General features: G+C 69.8%; 18 protein-coding genes. 11 read left to right on the top strand and 7 right to left on the bottom strand.

What is annotated here, in order from left to right; genetic code table 11:
- The first annotated feature begins 15 nt into the window (after positions 1–15).
- Both ACO0LV_RS10570 and ACO0LV_RS10565 read left to right on the top strand, forming a co-directional pair.
- Positions 16–1,740, top strand: coding sequence for a CTP synthase (locus ACO0LV_RS10570; protein ID WP_424787860.1), 1,725 nt, complete (start codon positions 16–18; stop codon positions 1,738–1,740).
- Complete coding sequence (locus ACO0LV_RS10565) at positions 1,737–2,375, top strand: NUDIX domain-containing protein (RefSeq protein ID WP_424787859.1); 639 nt, start codon at positions 1,737–1,739, stop codon at positions 2,373–2,375. The genes ACO0LV_RS10570 and ACO0LV_RS10565 overlap by 4 nt, the downstream gene beginning before the upstream one ends.
- On the opposite strand, the gene ACO0LV_RS10560 is transcribed toward ACO0LV_RS10565, so the two are convergent.
- The 3 genes from ACO0LV_RS10560 to ACO0LV_RS10550 are packed head-to-tail and all read right to left on the bottom strand — an operon-like array spanning position 2,361 to position 4,932.
- The gene (locus ACO0LV_RS10560) at positions 2,361–3,326 is read right to left on the bottom strand and encodes a COX15/CtaA family protein (RefSeq protein WP_424787858.1); all 966 of its coding nucleotides are present in this window, start codon (positions 3,324–3,326) and stop codon (positions 2,361–2,363) included. The genes ACO0LV_RS10565 and ACO0LV_RS10560 overlap by 15 nt on opposite strands.
- A gap of 29 nt (positions 3,327–3,355) precedes the next feature.
- Positions 3,356–4,111 (bottom strand): ABC transporter permease, encoded by a 756-nt coding sequence (locus ACO0LV_RS10555; protein WP_424787857.1) that lies wholly within the window; start codon positions 4,109–4,111, stop codon positions 3,356–3,358.
- The gene (locus tag ACO0LV_RS10550; RefSeq protein ID WP_424787856.1) at positions 4,108–4,932 is read right to left on the bottom strand and encodes an ABC transporter ATP-binding protein; all 825 of its coding nucleotides are present in this window, start codon (positions 4,930–4,932) and stop codon (positions 4,108–4,110) included. Before ACO0LV_RS10550 ends, ACO0LV_RS10555 begins: the two co-directional genes overlap by 4 nt.
- A gap of 131 nt (positions 4,933–5,063) precedes the next feature.
- On the opposite strand from ACO0LV_RS10550, the gene ACO0LV_RS10545 reads away from it, so the two are divergent.
- The 8 genes from ACO0LV_RS10545 to ACO0LV_RS10510 are packed head-to-tail and all read left to right on the top strand — an operon-like array spanning position 5,064 to position 11,749.
- On the top strand, positions 5,064–5,780 hold the full coding sequence (locus ACO0LV_RS10545; RefSeq protein ID WP_424788015.1) for a helix-turn-helix transcriptional regulator: 717 nt from the start codon (positions 5,064–5,066) through the stop codon (positions 5,778–5,780).
- On the top strand, positions 5,777–7,228 hold the full coding sequence (sufB, locus tag ACO0LV_RS10540; protein ID WP_424787855.1) for a Fe-S cluster assembly protein SufB: 1,452 nt from the start codon (positions 5,777–5,779) through the stop codon (positions 7,226–7,228). Before ACO0LV_RS10545 ends, sufB begins: the two co-directional genes overlap by 4 nt.
- Positions 7,228–8,448 (top strand): Fe-S cluster assembly protein SufD, encoded by a 1,221-nt coding sequence (gene sufD / locus ACO0LV_RS10535; RefSeq protein WP_424787854.1) that lies wholly within the window; start codon positions 7,228–7,230, stop codon positions 8,446–8,448. The genes sufB and sufD overlap by 1 nt, the downstream gene beginning before the upstream one ends.
- Positions 8,445–8,792: a non-heme iron oxygenase ferredoxin subunit gene (locus ACO0LV_RS10530; RefSeq protein WP_424787853.1), complete on the top strand. Its 348-nt coding sequence runs from the start codon at positions 8,445–8,447 to the stop codon at positions 8,790–8,792. The genes sufD and ACO0LV_RS10530 overlap by 4 nt, the downstream gene beginning before the upstream one ends.
- A 36-nt stretch (positions 8,793–8,828) precedes the next feature.
- On the top strand, positions 8,829–9,584 hold the full coding sequence (gene sufC / locus ACO0LV_RS10525) for a Fe-S cluster assembly ATPase SufC (protein ID WP_424787852.1): 756 nt from the start codon (positions 8,829–8,831) through the stop codon (positions 9,582–9,584).
- Positions 9,584–10,891: a SufS family cysteine desulfurase gene (locus ACO0LV_RS10520; RefSeq protein ID WP_424787851.1), complete on the top strand. Its 1,308-nt coding sequence runs from the start codon at positions 9,584–9,586 to the stop codon at positions 10,889–10,891. Before sufC ends, ACO0LV_RS10520 begins: the two co-directional genes overlap by 1 nt.
- Entirely contained in the window at positions 10,888–11,373 is a 486-nt protein-coding gene (gene sufU / locus ACO0LV_RS10515; protein WP_424787850.1) for a Fe-S cluster assembly sulfur transfer protein SufU, read from the top strand. The genes ACO0LV_RS10520 and sufU overlap by 4 nt, the downstream gene beginning before the upstream one ends.
- Positions 11,374–11,395: 22 nt before the next feature.
- On the top strand, positions 11,396–11,749 hold the full coding sequence (locus ACO0LV_RS10510; RefSeq protein ID WP_424787849.1) for a metal-sulfur cluster assembly factor: 354 nt from the start codon (positions 11,396–11,398) through the stop codon (positions 11,747–11,749).
- On the opposite strand, the gene ACO0LV_RS10505 is transcribed toward ACO0LV_RS10510, so the two are convergent.
- Positions 11,739–12,566 (bottom strand): biotin transporter BioY, encoded by an 828-nt coding sequence (locus ACO0LV_RS10505; RefSeq protein WP_424787848.1) that lies wholly within the window; start codon positions 12,564–12,566, stop codon positions 11,739–11,741. The genes ACO0LV_RS10510 and ACO0LV_RS10505 overlap by 11 nt on opposite strands.
- Before the next feature lie 106 nt (positions 12,567–12,672).
- Here ACO0LV_RS10505 and ACO0LV_RS10500 point away from each other — a divergent pair, with 106 nt between their 5' ends.
- Positions 12,673–14,271 (top strand): ABC-F family ATP-binding cassette domain-containing protein, encoded by a 1,599-nt coding sequence (locus ACO0LV_RS10500; RefSeq protein WP_424787847.1) that lies wholly within the window; start codon positions 12,673–12,675, stop codon positions 14,269–14,271.
- On the opposite strand, the gene ACO0LV_RS10495 is transcribed toward ACO0LV_RS10500, so the two are convergent.
- Genes ACO0LV_RS10495 through ACO0LV_RS10485 form a run of 3 tightly spaced genes read right to left on the bottom strand, consistent with a single transcriptional unit; the run spans position 14,244 to position 15,620 of the window.
- A complete protein-coding gene (locus ACO0LV_RS10495; protein WP_424787846.1) occupies positions 14,244–15,113 on the bottom strand; it encodes an SURF1 family protein in 870 nt (289 codons plus the stop codon). The genes ACO0LV_RS10500 and ACO0LV_RS10495 overlap by 28 nt on opposite strands.
- Positions 15,110–15,331, bottom strand: a complete 222-nt coding sequence (locus tag ACO0LV_RS10490) for a hypothetical protein (RefSeq protein WP_424787845.1) — start codon at positions 15,329–15,331, stop codon at positions 15,110–15,112. The genes ACO0LV_RS10495 and ACO0LV_RS10490 overlap by 4 nt, the downstream gene beginning before the upstream one ends.
- Positions 15,324–15,620, bottom strand: coding sequence for a DUF3099 domain-containing protein (locus ACO0LV_RS10485; protein WP_424787844.1), 297 nt, complete (start codon positions 15,618–15,620; stop codon positions 15,324–15,326). The genes ACO0LV_RS10490 and ACO0LV_RS10485 overlap by 8 nt, the downstream gene beginning before the upstream one ends.
- Between the last annotated feature and the right edge of the window lie 56 nt (positions 15,621–15,676).

Below are 15,676 nucleotides of genomic sequence, written 5' to 3'. Positions count from 1 at the left end.
TTAGAGTGGGAGTCCGTGGTGATCTCTTCGGACCGGCTTCCCGGCAACCTGCCCCCCGTTCCCCGGCACATCTTCGTGACCGGCGGTGTGGCGTCATCCCTCGGCAAGGGCCTGACGGCCGCCAGCCTGGGCCAGTTGCTCACCGCCCGCGGCATGCGGGTGACGATGCAGAAACTGGACCCGTACCTGAACGTGGATCCGGGCACGATGAACCCCTTCCAGCACGGTGAGGTGTTCGTCACCGAGGACGGCGCCGAGACCGACCTGGACATCGGGCACTATGAGCGTTTCCTGGACGCGAACCTGAGCGCCGAGGCGAACGTGACCACCGGCCAGGTGTACTCGGAGGTGATCGCCAAGGAGCGCCGCGGGGAGTACCTGGGCGACACCGTGCAGGTGATCCCCCACATCACCGATGAGATCAAGCGCCGGATGCGTGCCCAGGCCACTCCGGGTGATGACCGGGAGGCACCCGATGTGATCATCACCGAGGTCGGGGGGACCGTCGGCGATATCGAGTCCCAGCCGTTCCTGGAGGCGGCCCGGCAGGTCCGTCAGGACATCGGTCGGGACAACTGTTTCTTCGTGCACGTCTCGCTGATCCCCTATCTGGGTCCCAGCGGGGAACTGAAGACCAAACCCACCCAGCACTCGGTGGCCGCGCTGCGCAGCATCGGTATCCAGCCCGATGCGATCGTGGCGCGGGCCGACCGAGACATCCCGGAGTCGGTCAAGGCCAAACTGGCCGCGATGTGTGACGTCGATCGCGAGGCGGTCATCACCTGTATCGACGCTGCCAGCATCTACGACATCCCCAAGGTGCTGCACTCCGAGGGGCTGGACGCCTACGTGATCCGGCGTCTGGGGATCCCGTTCCGGGACGTGCAGTGGGACACCTGGCACACGTTGCTGGAACGGGTTCACCACCCGGCCCACGCGGTCGAGATCGCACTCGTGGGCAAGTACATCGACCTGCCCGATGCCTACCTGTCGGTGACCGAGGCGCTGCGCGCCGGAGGATTCGCCGAGAACGCCCGGGTGAACATCCGGTGGGTCCCCTCCGATGCCTGTGCCACCCCCGGGGCTGCCCGTCAGGCGCTGGCCGGGGTCGACGGCGTGCTGGTGCCCGGCGGTTTCGGCGTGCGTGGCATCGAGGGCAAACTCGGGGCGCTGCGCTGGTCACGGGAGCAGCAGGTGCCCACCCTGGGCATCTGCCTGGGAATGCAGGCGATGGTGATCGAGTACGCGCGCAACGCACTCGGGCTCGACGATGCCTCCTCCAGCGAGTTCGACCCCCAGACGGACCATCCGGTGGTGGCCACGATGGCCGAGCAACGTCAGAACGTCGGCGGGGAGGGCCAACTCGGCGGAACGATGCGACTGGGGTCCTTCCCGGCGGTACTGACGCCGGGCTCCCTGGTGGCCCGTACCTACGACGCCGAGCACGTGAGCGAGCGCCACCGGCACCGGTACGAGGTGAACAACGCCTACCGCGGGGACCTGGCCGAGGCCGGCCTGGTGATCTCGGGTCGGTCCCCGGACTCCGAACTGGTCGAGTTCGTGGAGCTCGACACCGAGCAGCACCCCTACTACGTGGCCACCCAGGCCCACCCGGAATTCAAGTCCCGGCCCACCCGGGCCCACCCGTTGTTCCGGGGCCTGATCGGGGCAGCACTGGACCGTCAGCGCCAGACCCGTCTGATCGAGGTCGAGCCGGCGCCGCTGGCGGCCGGGGAGTGAGCGCGGCGGCCGGATTCGCCGACGAACCGGCGCGGCTCCGGACCGGCGACCTGGTGGAGATCCACCGTGGCGCCGTGATGGATCTGGTCAGCCAGGACGTGGACCTGGGCCCCGGCGGGCAGGTGGTGCGCGAGTACCTGCGTCATCCCGGGGCGGTAGCGATCGTGGCCCTGGATGAGGCCGGACGGATGCTGCTGCTGCGCCAGTACCGCCACCCCGTGCGCTCCTACCTGTGGGAGGTCCCCGCCGGCCTCCTGGATCAACAGGGAGAGGATCTGGTGGCCGCAGCGGCGCGGGAACTGGCCGAGGAAGCGGATCTGCGCGCCGCTCGCTGGGACACCCTGGTGGACTTCTACACCAGCCCCGGTGGCTCGGACGAGGCGGTCAGGGTGTTCCTGGCCCGGGACCTGCACCCGGTGCCCACGCGCGACCGGCACCAGCGGGTGGCCGAGGAGGCCGGCATGATCAGCCGGTGGGTGGCCCTGGAGGAGGCGGTCGATGCGGTGCTGGCCGGCCGGATCCACAACCCCAGCACCGTCGCGGGCGCACTGGCCGCCCACGTCCTGGCCGGCCGCGACTGGGACGGTCTACGCCCCGCCGACGCCGCGTGGGTGCCGCGCTCAGGCGGCCTGTAGCGTCTCGGTCGCCGGGACCGGCTCGCGGACCCGCAGTCCGGTGACGGTGAAGGTGACCGCGGCGATCAGCACCGCGGCGGCGAACAGGTGGATCCCCACCAGCAGTTCCGGGAGCCCGGTGAAGTACTGCACGTAGCCGACCACCCCCTGGGCCAGCGTCACCGCAAGCAGCACCCAGGTGCGGCGGCGCGCTCGGGTGAGTTCAGCACCGGCCCCCACGTTCGCCCGGGCCCGGTGCAGCAGCACCAGCAGGGTGATCACCGTGGCGGTGAATGCCCAGGCCGCACCGGCGTGCACCCGCGCCACCGAGACCGGGTCCACGGCGAACCGGTAGCCGACGTCCTGATCACCGGAGTGCGGGCCGGCGCCGGTGACGATCACCCCCAGGACCACCAGCACCACGGTCACCAGCATCAGGACCACCACCAGGGTGCGTACCGGACCCAGACCCTCGGCCGCGAGCGGCCTGGGCGGGCCATCACCCTCGCGCAGGCGCGCCAGCAGGTAGGTCGAGGCGGCCACCAGCACACCAGAGAGCAGGAAGTGCGAACCGACCAGGGCCGGATGCAGCTCGAACCATACCGTCATCCCGCCCACGACCGCCTGGATGAGCACACCTGCGGCGATGCCGGCAGCGAGCGCCTCGAGCCCGCGGCGGCGCCGGTGCGGTTGCTTGCGCCCGGCCACCACCAGCAGCACCACCAGGGACAGGGCGACGACGAACACCACCGCGGCCAGGGCGCGGTTGCCGAACTCGATCGCTCCGTGGAAGTCGGTGGCGTCGCGCAGTTGCGGGGTGAACTGCCCGGGCTCACAGTTGGGCCAGGTGGAACAGCCCAGCCCCGAACCGGTCAGGCGGACCGCGCCCCCGGTGATGATGATGCCGATCTGGACCACGAGATTGGCCCAGGCGACGACGGGGATCCAACGGCGCACACGTTCGACGTCCACCCGCCCAGGATACGTGGTGTGCGGGCGCCTCAATGCCAGCGGAACCAGCGCAGCGCCCCGGCGGTGAGGACACCCGCCCACCCGATCAGGATGGCGGTGCACACAGCGACCGTGGCCACCTCCAGGTTCATCGCCGCGCGGAGGCCGTCGCCCAGCGCGGCCGAGGGCAGCCAGCGCGATCCGGTGGGTAACAGCACGCCGCCGCCGATCGCCATCAGCACCCACAGCAGGTTCGACCCTGCCAGCACCGCCTCGGTCCGAAGCGTGCCGGCCACCAGCATCGCCAACGCGGTGAAGGCCGCCGTCCCGGCGGCGAAGGGCAGCGCCCCGAGCGCGGCACCGGCCAGTGGTGGGCGCCAACCCAGTGTCACAGCGAGCGAGGCAAGTAGCGTCACCTGGAGCACCTGGATGAAACCCACCCCGAGAATCCGCCCGGCCAGCAGCCCGCCGCGGCCTAGCGGAGTGGTGGCGAGCAGCCGCAGGGCGCCGGCCCGCCGGTCGAACCCGGTGGCGATCGCCGGGCCGGTGAAGGCACTGGAGAGCACCGCCAGCGCGAGCACGCCGGGTGTGACCAGGTCGATCCGTTCCTGCCCGCCGGATACCGGCAGGGTGAAGACCTCGGTGCGCGCCAGGACGACCAGGAACAGGGCGGGCAGGATCGCGGTGATGAGCAGCTGCTCACCGTGGCGCAGCGTGGTGCGCACCTCGAAGGAAGCCTGGGCCAGCACCCGCCGGGGTCGCGACGCGGCACCGGGATGCGGGGCGAGACCGAGCGTGTGGGTCATCGTTCCTCCGGCCCGGTCAGGTCCAGGAACACCTCGCGCAGGGCCCGCTCGGATGGCACGGACACATCGAGCCCGTGCTCGGTGGCCACACTGCGCAGCGCCCCGAGCGCCTCGGCGTCGATCGGGCCGGTGATGTGCACGCGGTTGACGTCCTCGCCCGCGCCGGTCAGCTCGCCGGGACTGCCGGCGGCGACCACGACACCGCGGTCCATGATCACCACCTGATCGGCCAGGGACTCGGCCTCCTCCATCACGTGGGTGCTCAGGATCACCGAGGTGCCGGCTGCGCGCAGGCCCCGGACCAGGTCCCAGACCACCTCGCGGCCGTGGGCGTCCAAGCCGGCGGTCGGCTCGTCCAGGAACACCAGTTCGGGTCTGCCCACGATCGCCAGCGCCAGCGCCAGTCGCTGGCGCTGGCCCCCGGACAGGCGCCGCACCGCGGTCCGGGCGAATTCCCCGATTCCGAGCAGGTCGGCCAGTTCGCCGGTGTCGTGGGGGTGGGCGTACAACCGGGCCACATGGTCCAGCAGGGCTCGGGCGTGGGCCATCACCGGCAGACCCCCGTCCTGGATCATCACGCCCACCCGGGGGCGCAACGCGGCCGCGTCGGTGTGCGGATCCAGCCCCAGCACCCGCACCCGTCCGGAGTCCGGGCGCAGCAGACCCTCACAGGTGAGCATCGTGGTGGTCTTGCCGGCGCCGTTGGGGCCCAGGACCGCGGTCACCTGGCCGGCCTCGGCCTGCCAGGACAGGTTCCGCAGCACCGGCACGGGGCCGAAACTCAGGCTCACCTGCTCCAGGTGCACGCAGGGGGTGGACACGCCCGCCAGCCTAGCCCGGCCGCGCGCGCGGCCCGCGCCTGTGACGACACTCACTTAGGGCAGCCTTGCTTGCCAGGGGCCAATTTGGAAAGGACAATGTGAGGTAATTGCCCTAGCGGTGGGCGGAGGTGATGTGTGTGAGCGAGCAGGCCAGTGAGATCGAGGAGAGTACCCGGGAGCGGGTGCTGAACTTGGTGGTTCAGCGCGGGCCGGTGCGGGCCGCGGATCTCGCGTCCGAGTTGGCCCTGACCTCCGCCGCGATTCGCCGGCACCTGATCGCCCTGGAGAGCGAGGGGCAGATCAGGGTGCGCCCGGAGAGCCCGCTGCACCCCCGCGGTCGGGGTCGGCCCGCCAAGCGCTACATCGCGACCGCCGAGGCCCGGCCCAGGCTCGACGATGGCTACTCCAGGGTTGCGCTGATGGCGATCGAGCAACTGCGGGACCGGCTGGGTGATGAGGCGGTGGAGCAGTTCGCGGACCGGCGGGCCGATGAGATGGTGGGCCGTTACCGGCAGGCGGTGGAGGCGGCCGGGCAGGACCCGGCCGATCGCGCCCGGATGCTGGCCGATCTGCTCAGCGCGGATGGCTACGCCGCGTCCACACGCCCGGTCGGTGCGAATCTGGCCATACAGTTGTGCCAGGGTCACTGTCCGGTCCATGCGATCGCGGCCCAGTACCCGCAGATGTGTGAGTCCGAGACCCGTGCGTTCTCGGAACTACTCGGAGTGCATGTGCAGCGACTGGCCACCCTGGCCGGTGGCGAGCACGTGTGCACAACGCACGTGCCACCCGGCGTTCCGCAGGTCAGCACACCGTCACACCATGACGACATGGAAGGAAATTCATGACGACCACCACACCGCAGGAGGCCGACAAGGCCCGTGAGCAGCTCAGCCAGGACGAGGCGATCGCGAGTTTCGGCGCCTACCAGTTCGGCTGGAGCGATTCCGACGACGCCGGTGCCTCGGCCCGTCGCGGGCTGAGCGAGGAGGTTGTGCAGGACATCTCCCGGCTGAAGGACGAGCCGGAGTGGATGCTCAAGCGGCGGCTGCGCGGCCTGAAACTGTTCGACAAGAAGCCGATGCCGGAGTGGGGCGCAGACCTCAGCGGCATCGACTTCGACAACATCAAGTACTTCGTCCGCTCCACCGAGAAGCAGGCCACCACCTGGGAGGACCTGCCCGCGGACATCAAGAACACCTACGACAAGCTCGGCATCCCCGAGGCGGAGAAGCAGCGGCTGGTGGCCGGTGTGGCCGCCCAGTACGAGTCCGAGGTGGTCTACCACCAGATCAACGAGGAACTCGAGCGCCAGGGTGTCATCTTCATGGACACCGACACCGCGCTGAAGGAGCACCCGGAGTTCTTCGAGGAGTACTTCGGCACCGTGATCCCCACCGGCGACAACAAGTTCGCGTCATTGAACACCGCGGTCTGGTCCGGTGGATCGTTCGTGTACGTTCCGCCGGGCGTGCACGTGGAGATCCCGCTGCAGGCCTACTTCCGGATCAACACCGAGAACATGGGCCAGTTCGAGCGGACCCTGATCATCGCCGACGAGGGCTCCTCGGTGCACTACGTCGAGGGGTGCACCGCGCCGATCTACAAGACCGACTCGTTGCACTCGGCCGTGGTGGAGATCATCGTGAAGAAGGACGCCAACGTCCGGTACACCACGATCCAGAACTGGTCGCAGAACGTGTACAACCTGGTGACCAAGCGGGCCACCGTCGCCACCGGCGGCAGCATGGAGTGGGTCGACGGCAACATCGGGTCCAAGGCCACGATGAAGTACCCGGCGATCTACCTGATGGGTGAGCACGCCCGGGGGGAGACCCTCTCGGCCGCCTTCTCCGGCTCCGGTCAGCATCAGGACACCGGCGCCAAGATGGTGCACATGGCCCCGCACACCTCCTCCTCGGTGGTGTCCAAGTCCGTGTCCCGTGGTGGCGGGCGCTCCTCCTACCGCGGGCTGGTGCAGGTGCTCGAGGGCGCCACGCACGCCAAGTCGACCGTGCTGTGCGACGCGCTGCTGGTGGACACGATCTCGCGGACCGACACCTACCCCTACGTCGACGTGCGCGTGGACGATGTGGAGATGGGCCACGAGGCCACGGTGTCCAAGGTCAGCGAGGACCAGTTGTTCTACCTGATGTCCCGTGGGCTGACGGAGTTCGAGGCGATGGCCACGATCGTGCGCGGCTTCATCGAGCCCATCGCCCGGGAACTGCCGATGGAGTACGCCCTGGAGTTGAACCGGCTCATCGAACTGCAGATGGAGGGATCCGTCGGTTGATGACCAACGACGTCCAGTCCAGCACCGCACCAGACAAGGAATCCATGAAGACCGACCACACCCTCGCCGTCGCCGACGGTGCCCACAGCCACGCCGGTCCCGAACCTGCGGGACAGCGGTTCACCTCCTTCGCGCTCTCGGACTTCCCGGTACCCACCGGCAGGGAGGAGGAGTGGCGCTTCTCACCGGTGGACCGGTTCCAGTCCTTCTTCGGCGATGAGTTCAGCGGCCCGGCACCGACCGTCGTCGTGGACGCCGCCCCCGGCGTGCACAGCGAGCAGGTGGGGCGCGACGACGAGCGGCTCGGCCGCATCGGAGCGCCGACCGACCGGGTCTCGGCCGCGGCCTGGAACAACACCACCGAGGCCACGGTGATCACCGTGGCGGCCAACGCGACCCCGGATCAGCCCACCTCGGTGGCGATCACCGGTGCCGGGGGCACCGAACCAGGCGCCCAGCACGTGCTGGTCGTGGCGCAGGAGCACTCCGAGGCCACGATCATCCTGAACCACTTCGGCTCGGCCCAGTTGGCCCAGACCGTGGAGGTGGACGTGCGCGAGGGTGCCCGGCTCACCCTGGTGAGCCTGCAGGAGTGGGAGCGCGACAGCGTGCACATCAGCGCGCACCGGGCCAGGGTGGGCCGCAATGCCAACCTGCGCCACATCGTCGTCACCCTCGGGGGTGACGTGGTGCGGCTGACCCCCGACGTGGAGCTGGCCGAGCCCGGCGGTGAGGTGGAGAAGGTCGGGTTGTACTTCACCGACTCCGGCCAGCACCAGGAGCACCGCCTGCTGGTGGATCACGTGGCCCCGAACTGCATCTCCCGGGTGACCTACAAGGGTGCGCTGCAGGGGAAGGACGCCCACGCGGTCTGGATCGGCGACGTCGTCATCCGGTCCGAGGCCGAGGGCACCGACACCTACGAACTGAACCGGAATCTGGTGCTCACCGAGGGTGCCCGCGCCGACTCGGTGCCGAACCTGGAGATCGAGACCGGCGAGATCGAGGGTGCCGGCCACGCCAGCGCCACCGGCCGGTTCGACGACGAGCAATTGTTCTACCTGCGCGCTCGTGGGATCCCCGAGACCGAGGCGCGCCGCCTGGTGGTGATCGGCTTCTTCGCCGAACTCATCAACCAGATCGCGGTGCCCGAGGTGACCGACCGTCTCACCGCAGCGATCGAAGAGGAGATCCGGCAGTACGAGGCTGTCTCGGCATGAGCGCCCAGTACGTATGCGACACCGGTGACCTCGAACCCGGGGAGGCGATGCGCGCCGACCTCGAGGACGTCGACGGACGGCCCGTTCCGATCGCCATCGTGCGGGACGAGGACGGGAACTACCACGCGATCTCCGACATCTGCTCCCACGGCCAGGTCAGCCTGTCCGAGGGGGAGGTGGAGGAGGCCACGATCGAGTGCTGGTTGCACGGGTCGACCTTCGACCTGGCCAGCGGCAAGCCGCTGAGCCTGCCGGCCACCCAGCCCGTCCCCGTCTACTCCGTCTCCGTGGAGGGCGACAACGTCCTCGTCGATATTGATGTGACCGTCGGCGCCAGCGCCTGAGAAACCTCCAGACCAAGGAAGAGAAGAAACCAGCACATGAGCAAGCTCGAGATCAAGAACCTGCACGTCAGCGTCGGCACCCAGGACGGCCCCAAGCCGATCCTGAAGGGCGTGGACCTGACCATCAACAGCGGCGAGATCCACGCCATCATGGGCCCGAACGGCTCGGGCAAGTCCACCCTGGCCTACGCCATCGCCGGACACCCCAACTACGAGGTCACCGACGGTGAGATCCTCCTGGACGGCGAGAACGTCCTGGAGATGGAGGTGGACGAGCGCGCCCGCGCCGGAGTGTTCCTGGCCATGCAGTACCCGGTGGAGGTCTCCGGGGTGTCGGTGTCGAACTTCCTGCGCACCGCCAAGACCGCCATCGACGGCCAGGCCCCGCCGCTGCGGACCTGGGTCAAGGACATGAACACCGCGATGGAGGGCCTGCGGATGGGCACCGACTTCGCCCAGCGGGACGTCAACACCGGCTTCTCCGGCGGTGAGAAGAAGCGCCACGAGATCCTGCAGATGCAGTTGCTCCGGCCGCGGTTCGCGATCCTGGACGAGACCGACTCCGGCCTGGACGTCGACGCCCTGCGGATCGTGGGCGAGGGCGTCAACGCCGCCCAGGCCGAGACCGGTGCCGGCATCGTGCTGATCACCCACTACACCCGGGTTCTGCAGCACATCAAGCCCGACTTCGTGCACGTGTTCGTCAACGGGCGCATCGCCGAGGAGGGTGGCCCCGAGCTGGCCGACCGCCTTGAGGCCGAGGGCTACGACCGGTTCCTGCAGGCGGTGTGATGACCAGCGCGCACCGCATCGAGCACCGGAGCGGACTCAGCGAGTCCGAACTGGCGGCGGTGCGCGCGGACTTCCCGCTGCTGCGCCGCACGGTCCGGGGTGGCCGTCCGCTGATCTACCTGGACACGGCGGCCACCTCGCAGAAGCCCGAGTGCGTCATCGACGCCGAGCAGGACTTCTATCACGCCCGCAACGCCGCCGTGCACCGCGGCGCGCACGCCCTGGCCGAGGAGGCCACCGAACTCTTCGAGCAGGCCCGTGCCGGGGTAGCCGCCTTCGTGGGGGCCGACGACGACGAGATCGTCTGGACCAAGAACGCCACCGAGGGCATCAACGTGGTGGCGTACGCGATGTCGAATGCCGCCGCCGGCCGCGGCGGCGCCGCGGCCCGGGCGCTGGCGGTGGGCCCGGGCGATGAGATCGTGGTGACCCAGGCCGAGCACCACGCCAACCTGGTGCCCTGGCAGGAGTTGTGTGCCCGCACCGGCGCCACCCTGCGCTGGATCGGTCTGGATGCCCAGGGACGACTCGACCTGGCAGGCCTGGACGTGATCGGCCCGGCCACGAAGGTGGTCGCCTTCACGCACGCCTCGAACGTGACCGGAGCGATCACCCCGGTGGCGCCGGTCGTGGCCGCAGCCGAGGCAGTCGGTGCCCTCACCGTGCTGGATGCCTGCCAGTCCGCCGCGCACCTGCCCCTGGACCTGCACGCCCTGGGGGTGGACTTCGCGGTGTTCTCCGGGCACAAGATGCTCGGCCCCACCGGTATCGGCGTGCTCTACGGCCGTCGTGAGTTGCTGGAGGCGATGCCCCCGGTGGCGACCGGGGGATCGATGGTGGAGGTGGTCACGATGACCGGGACCACCTACGCCCCGCCACCGCAGCGGTTCGAGGCGGGCACCCAGATGGTGGCCCAGGCCGTGGGCCTGCACACCGCGGTGGGGTACCTGCAGGAACTGGGCATGGCGGCACTGGCCGCCCACGAGGCCGCGCTCACCGAGCACCTGCTCACCGGTCTGAGCCGCATCGAGGGGGTGCGCGTGCTCGGACCGACCGAACCTGCGGACCGGCTCGCGGTGGTCTCCTTCGCGGTCGAGGGCATCCACCCCCACGACGTGGGCCAGGTGCTCGACGACGCCGGCGTGGCGGTCCGGGTGGGCCACCACTGCGCACAGCCGCTGCACCGGCACCTGGGCGTGCCGTCCTCCGCGCGCGCCTCGGCCGGGGTCTACACCAGCCACGAGGACATCGATCAGTTCTGCGCCCACCTGGCCCGGGTGCGCACCTTCTTCGAAGGAGCAGCATGAGCAACCTGGACCAGCTGTACCAGCAGGTGATCCTCGACCACGCCAAGCAGCGCACCGGGCGCGGGTTGCGCGAGCGCGCCGACGGTGAGTCATTCCAGGTCAACCCGACCTGTGGTGACGAGGTGCGCCTGCAGGTTCACCTCGACACCTCCACCGGTGCGCCCCGGATCGGCGAGGTCACCTGGGAGGGGATGGGCTGCTCCATCTCACAGGCCTCCACCTCGGTGCTGACCGAACTGATCAGGGACCTCCCGGTAGCTCGGGCCGATGAGATCACCGAGGCCTTCCGGGCGTTGATGGACGGGCGTGGCCGGCCGCTCGCCGAACCCCGGGCGGAAATACTCGGCGATGCCACCGCCTTCGTCGGGGTGGCCCGCTATCCGGCACGGATCAAGTGCGCGCTGCTGGGTTGGATGGCACTCCGGGATGCCACCGCGCAGGCGCTGGTTGCAGATTCGTCCGGGCCCGAGGACACTACGTGAGGAAGCGAGGCATGAGGAAACCATGACTGACATCGAGATCGAGAACGAGTACCAGCCCCCTGCGGGAGCACCGACCGCCGCGGACGTGGAAGAAGCGTTGCGCGATGTGATCGACCCCGAGCTCGGCATCAATATCGTCGACCTGGGCCTGGTGTACGGGGTCAGCCTGGACCAGAACAACCAGGCGATCATCGACATGACACTGACCTCGGCGGCGTGCCCGCTGACCGACGTGATCGAGGATCAGGCCGCCCAGGTCCTGGAGGGCATCACCGAAGGCTCCCGGATCAACTGGGTCTGGATGCCGCCGTGGGGTCCGGAGAAGATCACCGACGACGGCCGCGAGCAGCTCCGGGCGCTGGGCTTCAACGTCTGAGCAGACCGGGGACGAAGCGGTGCACGCCCACGGCGATCACCGCCACCAGGATGCACTGGGCGACGTCGAAGGGGAACCGGGCCGACATGGTGGCGAACACCGCCCAGCCGCCGACGGCGGTCCGGTCGAACAGGGTCCACAAGCCGCCGGCGTAGATCAGCACCAGACCGGCCAGGGCGGCGAAGAAGAACCAGCCGAAGAAGTACCAACCGGAGGTCACCGGTGAGCGCAACCTCGCGTGGCGGGCGCTGATCCACCCCGTGATCAGCACCGCCAGAGGCAGGGTGAGCAGCACCCCGGCCCACGGGCCGTCGGTATGCGCGGCGGTGCCGTCGCCGGCCCAGGCGGCACCCACCAGGCCCATCACCAGGTAGAGCACCGCAGCCAGCAGCCCGCGCCATGGTCCCAGCACGGCCCCGGCCAGCAGCGCCGCGCCCACGAACAGCCACAGCGGCGCGGACAACACCCCGACCTCCCACTCCACCTGTGCCGCGACCGCGATCAGCAGTGCGGCCAGGGCGGTCACCGCGACCCCGGCGGCCACCTGGACCAGATTCACCTGTGCGGCCCGCCGGCTGAGCGGAGCCGCCTTCTCGGTGACCCACCGCGCCTTGGGCGTGCTGCGCTGCCACCCCTGGGCGAGCGCCTCCTCGGCCCGGCGCCATGCACCGGAGCGGGTGCGGGCCGACTCGGTGGCACCGGACCGCTCGGGATCGGTCCCACCAGCGCCGGCTGTGGCAGGTGACGGCTCGCCCTCATCGACGGCGGTGCCGGGGCTGGGCACCCCGCGTACCGGGGTCGGATCGGCCGTACTCATGCTCTGCACCTTATCCGCCACCGTGCCCACGACGCCCGCCGTGGCCCGACCTGGGCGGGGAATTCCAATTGTCGGAACACCGATCAGGCCACCTACACTCGGCCCGGTGATCACCGCTACTGACGTCGAACTGCGAATCGGTGCCCGCCAGCTGCTGGACGGCGCCACCTTCCGGGTCGACACCGGCGACCGGATCGGTCTCGTGGGCCGCAACGGGGCCGGCAAGACGACCCTGACCAAGACCCTGGCCGGCCAGCATCAGGCCAGCGCCGGGACGATCACCAGCACCGGTGAGGTGGGCTACCTGCCCCAGGACCCACGCACCGGGGACCTGCAGGTGGTCGCGATGGACCGGGTGCTGTCCGCCAGAGGGCTGGACGAACTGCTGCGCCGCGTCCGCAAGGCCGAGACCGACATGGCCAGCGACGACGAGGACACGCGCGAGCGAGCGATGGCCCGGTACTCCCGCCTGGACGCCGAGTTCACCGCCCAGGGGGGATGGGCGGCCGAGTCGGAGGCCGCCCGGATCACCTCCAACCTCGGGCTACCGACCCGGGTCCTGGCCCAGCAGTTGAGCACCCTGTCCGGTGGCCAGCGGCGCCGGGTGGAACTGGCCCGGATCCTGTTCTCCGGTGCCGAGACGATGCTGTTGGATGAGCCCACGAACCACCTCGACGCCGACTCGATCACCTGGTTGCGTGACTTCCTGGCCACCTATCCCGGTGGTTTCATCGTGATCAGCCACGACACCGACCTGCTGCGTGCCACCGTGAACAAGGTGTTCCACCTGGACGCCAACCGCGCGGAACTGGAGGTGTACAACCTGGGCTGGGACGACTATCTGGCTCAGCGCGAGACCGATGAGCGCCGCCGCCGGCGGGAACGGGCGAACGCGGAGAAGAAGGCGGCCACCCTGGTCGCCCAGGCCGAGAAGATGCGCGCCAAGGCCACCAAGGCCGTCGCCGCGCAGAACATGTTCCGCCGGGCGGAGCGGATGCTGTCCGGCCTGGAGTCGACCCGGACGGCGGACAAGGTCGCCAACCTCCGGTTCCCGGACCCCGCTCCGTGCGGGCGGGTGCCGTTGTCGGCGCGGGGGCTGTCCAAGAGCTACGGCTCCCAGGAGGTGTTCATCGATGTGGACCTGGACATCGATCGGGGCTCCAAGGTGGTGGTGCTCGGACTCAACGGTGCCGGCAAGACCACCCTGCTACGTCTGCTCGCCCAGGTGGAACAGCCCGACTCCGGCCAGATCAACCCCGGCCACGGGCTCAAGATCGGCTACTACGCCCAGGAACACGAGAACCTGGACACCGGTGCCACCGTGGTGGAGAACCTGCGCCGCAGCGCTCCGCACCTGACCGATACCCAGGTACGCAGCGTGCTGGGCTCGTTCCTGTTCTCCGGCGACGACGCCTTCAAGCCCGCGCGGGTGCTCTCCGGTGGTGAGAAGACGCGACTGGCGCTGGCGGTGCTGGTGGTCTCGGCCGCGAACGTGCTGCTGCTGGATGAGCCCACGAACAACCTCGACCCGGCATCCCGTGCGGAGATCCTGGAGGCGTTGCGCAACTTCACCGGTGCGGTGGTGCTGGTCAGCCACGACGAGGGAGCCGTGGCGGCGCTGGATCCCGAGCGGGTGCTGCTGTTGCCCGATGGCGACGAGGACCTGTGGAGCGAGGACTACGCCGAACTGGTCGCGCTGGCCTGAATCTGGGTCTCGATCGCCTCGTCCTCGTCGGCATCGGCCCGGCGGCGCACCGGGGCCGGTGCGCGCGGGTCCCGGGCCTCCCTGCGGGCCAGGATCACCAGGGCCACGTAGAGGCCGAGGGCGAAGACCCACCACTGCAACGCGTAGGACAGGTGCGACCCGAGGTCCGCGACCGGACGGGGGAGCAGGTTCAGTTCCGCCGGGACGACGTCGGAACCTCCCTCGGTCTCGGCGGCCAACTGGCCGTAGATCCCCGTGGCGAGCACGTACCCGGCGCTGTCATCCTCCTCGGTGCCGGTGGCTGCCGTCAGCGCCTGGGTGGGGTTCAGCCGGTGTATCTGCCCCGCGTCGAGCACCCGCGGCGAAGGCGCTTCTGCGGGGCGCAGCCGCATGGTGGTCGTGACCTGCCCGTTGGGTAGTTCCTGGGCTGCGGCGTGGTCGGCGAAGGTGTCGGTGGTGTACCAGCCCCGGTCCACCAGCACAGCCCAGTCCGGCCCGTGGCCGACGTCCACGGCCAGCACTCCCACCACGTGATCGGCCGGGTTGCCCGCAACCCCGCGCTGGGGCAGCACCACCACCTCCCCGAGATAGCGGCCCTGAACCTGCACCGGGTGCCACTGGTGAGCAGGATCCAACTCGGCACCCGGCCGGCTGACGAGGTCGGTCAGTGGAACGGGGTCCTGGTCGAAGTTCGCCTCGACGAGGGCGACCTGGTCGGCGCGACCCTGGTACCGGGACCACTGCCAGTACCCCAGGAGGGCGCAGACCACCGAGATGGCCACCGCCGCGGCGATCAGGCCGAGCCAGCGGCGGCTGGTCAGGAAGGAGTAGCGCGATGTCATGGGCCGGCGGGTCGTTCCTCCGGCGGCAGGTCGGCCAGGGCCACCGTCTCCCGGTGGAACCCGCGGGCGCCCAGGAAGTTCTCCAGGTGGGTGCGGTGGTCCGGACAGGCCATCCAGATCTTGCGCCGTCCGGGGGTGTGCAGTTTCGGATTGTTCCACCGCAGCGCCCACTGCGCACCGGCGCGGCAGCCCTTGGCGCTGCAGATCAGGTCAGTCATGGCGCTGCTCCAACTCCACCCGACCGGAGGCGGTGATCTGCGGATCGGGCTCGGTATAGGGGGTGGCTCCGGTGGGTTTGTCCACGCTCTCGCTGCCCAGGGCCACCGCCACATAGGGCAGCACCACCGCCAGGACGATGCTCACCCAGCGCAGCCAACCCTCGGTGTAGACGGCCCCGACCAGCCCGGCGCACCTGATCCCCATCGTGATCAGGTACCGCCGCATCCGCCTGCTGTTGCGCACGCTGAGTGGTTCCGCGGCGCTGGTGACGGAGTGGACCTCGGGCATACCTGCCAGCCTACGCCGCGCGCGGCCATGATGACTCGCCGGGCCGTGCTCCGGTC

The sequence above is a fragment of the Pseudactinotalea sp. Z1739 genome, assembly GCF_049725055.1.
Lineage (GTDB): Bacteria > Actinomycetota > Actinomycetes > Actinomycetales > Beutenbergiaceae > CALKWS01.
This window is presented reverse-complemented; position numbering and strand designations above follow the sequence as displayed.

Excerpts from the sequence above, each read along its gene's own strand:
- ACO0LV_RS10490 (WP_424787845.1), bottom strand. The coding sequence starts at position 15,331 with ATGACTGACCTGATCTGCAGCGCCAAGGGCTGCCGCGCCGGTGCGCAG.
- ACO0LV_RS10530 (WP_424787853.1), top strand. The coding sequence starts at position 8,445 with ATGAGCGCCCAGTACGTATGCGACACCGGTGACCTCGAACCCGGGGAG.
- sufD (WP_424787854.1), top strand. The coding sequence starts at position 7,228 with ATGACCAACGACGTCCAGTCCAGCACCGCACCAGACAAGGAATCCATG.
- ACO0LV_RS10545 (WP_424788015.1), top strand. The coding sequence starts at position 5,064 with ATGTGTGTGAGCGAGCAGGCCAGTGAGATCGAGGAGAGTACCCGGGAG.
- ACO0LV_RS10505 (WP_424787848.1), bottom strand. The coding sequence starts at position 12,566 with ATGAGTACGGCCGATCCGACCCCGGTACGCGGGGTGCCCAGCCCCGGC.
- sufU (WP_424787850.1), top strand. The coding sequence starts at position 10,888 with ATGAGCAACCTGGACCAGCTGTACCAGCAGGTGATCCTCGACCACGCC.
- ACO0LV_RS10510 (WP_424787849.1), top strand. The coding sequence starts at position 11,396 with ATGACTGACATCGAGATCGAGAACGAGTACCAGCCCCCTGCGGGAGCA.
- ACO0LV_RS10555 (WP_424787857.1), bottom strand. The coding sequence starts at position 4,111 with ATGACCCACACGCTCGGTCTCGCCCCGCATCCCGGTGCCGCGTCGCGA.
- sufB (WP_424787855.1), top strand. The coding sequence starts at position 5,777 with ATGACGACCACCACACCGCAGGAGGCCGACAAGGCCCGTGAGCAGCTC.
- ACO0LV_RS10495 (WP_424787846.1), bottom strand. The coding sequence starts at position 15,113 with ATGACATCGCGCTACTCCTTCCTGACCAGCCGCCGCTGGCTCGGCCTG.
- sufC (WP_424787852.1), top strand. The coding sequence starts at position 8,829 with ATGAGCAAGCTCGAGATCAAGAACCTGCACGTCAGCGTCGGCACCCAG.
- ACO0LV_RS10485 (WP_424787844.1), bottom strand. The coding sequence starts at position 15,620 with ATGCCCGAGGTCCACTCCGTCACCAGCGCCGCGGAACCACTCAGCGTG.
- ACO0LV_RS10520 (WP_424787851.1), top strand. The coding sequence starts at position 9,584 with ATGACCAGCGCGCACCGCATCGAGCACCGGAGCGGACTCAGCGAGTCC.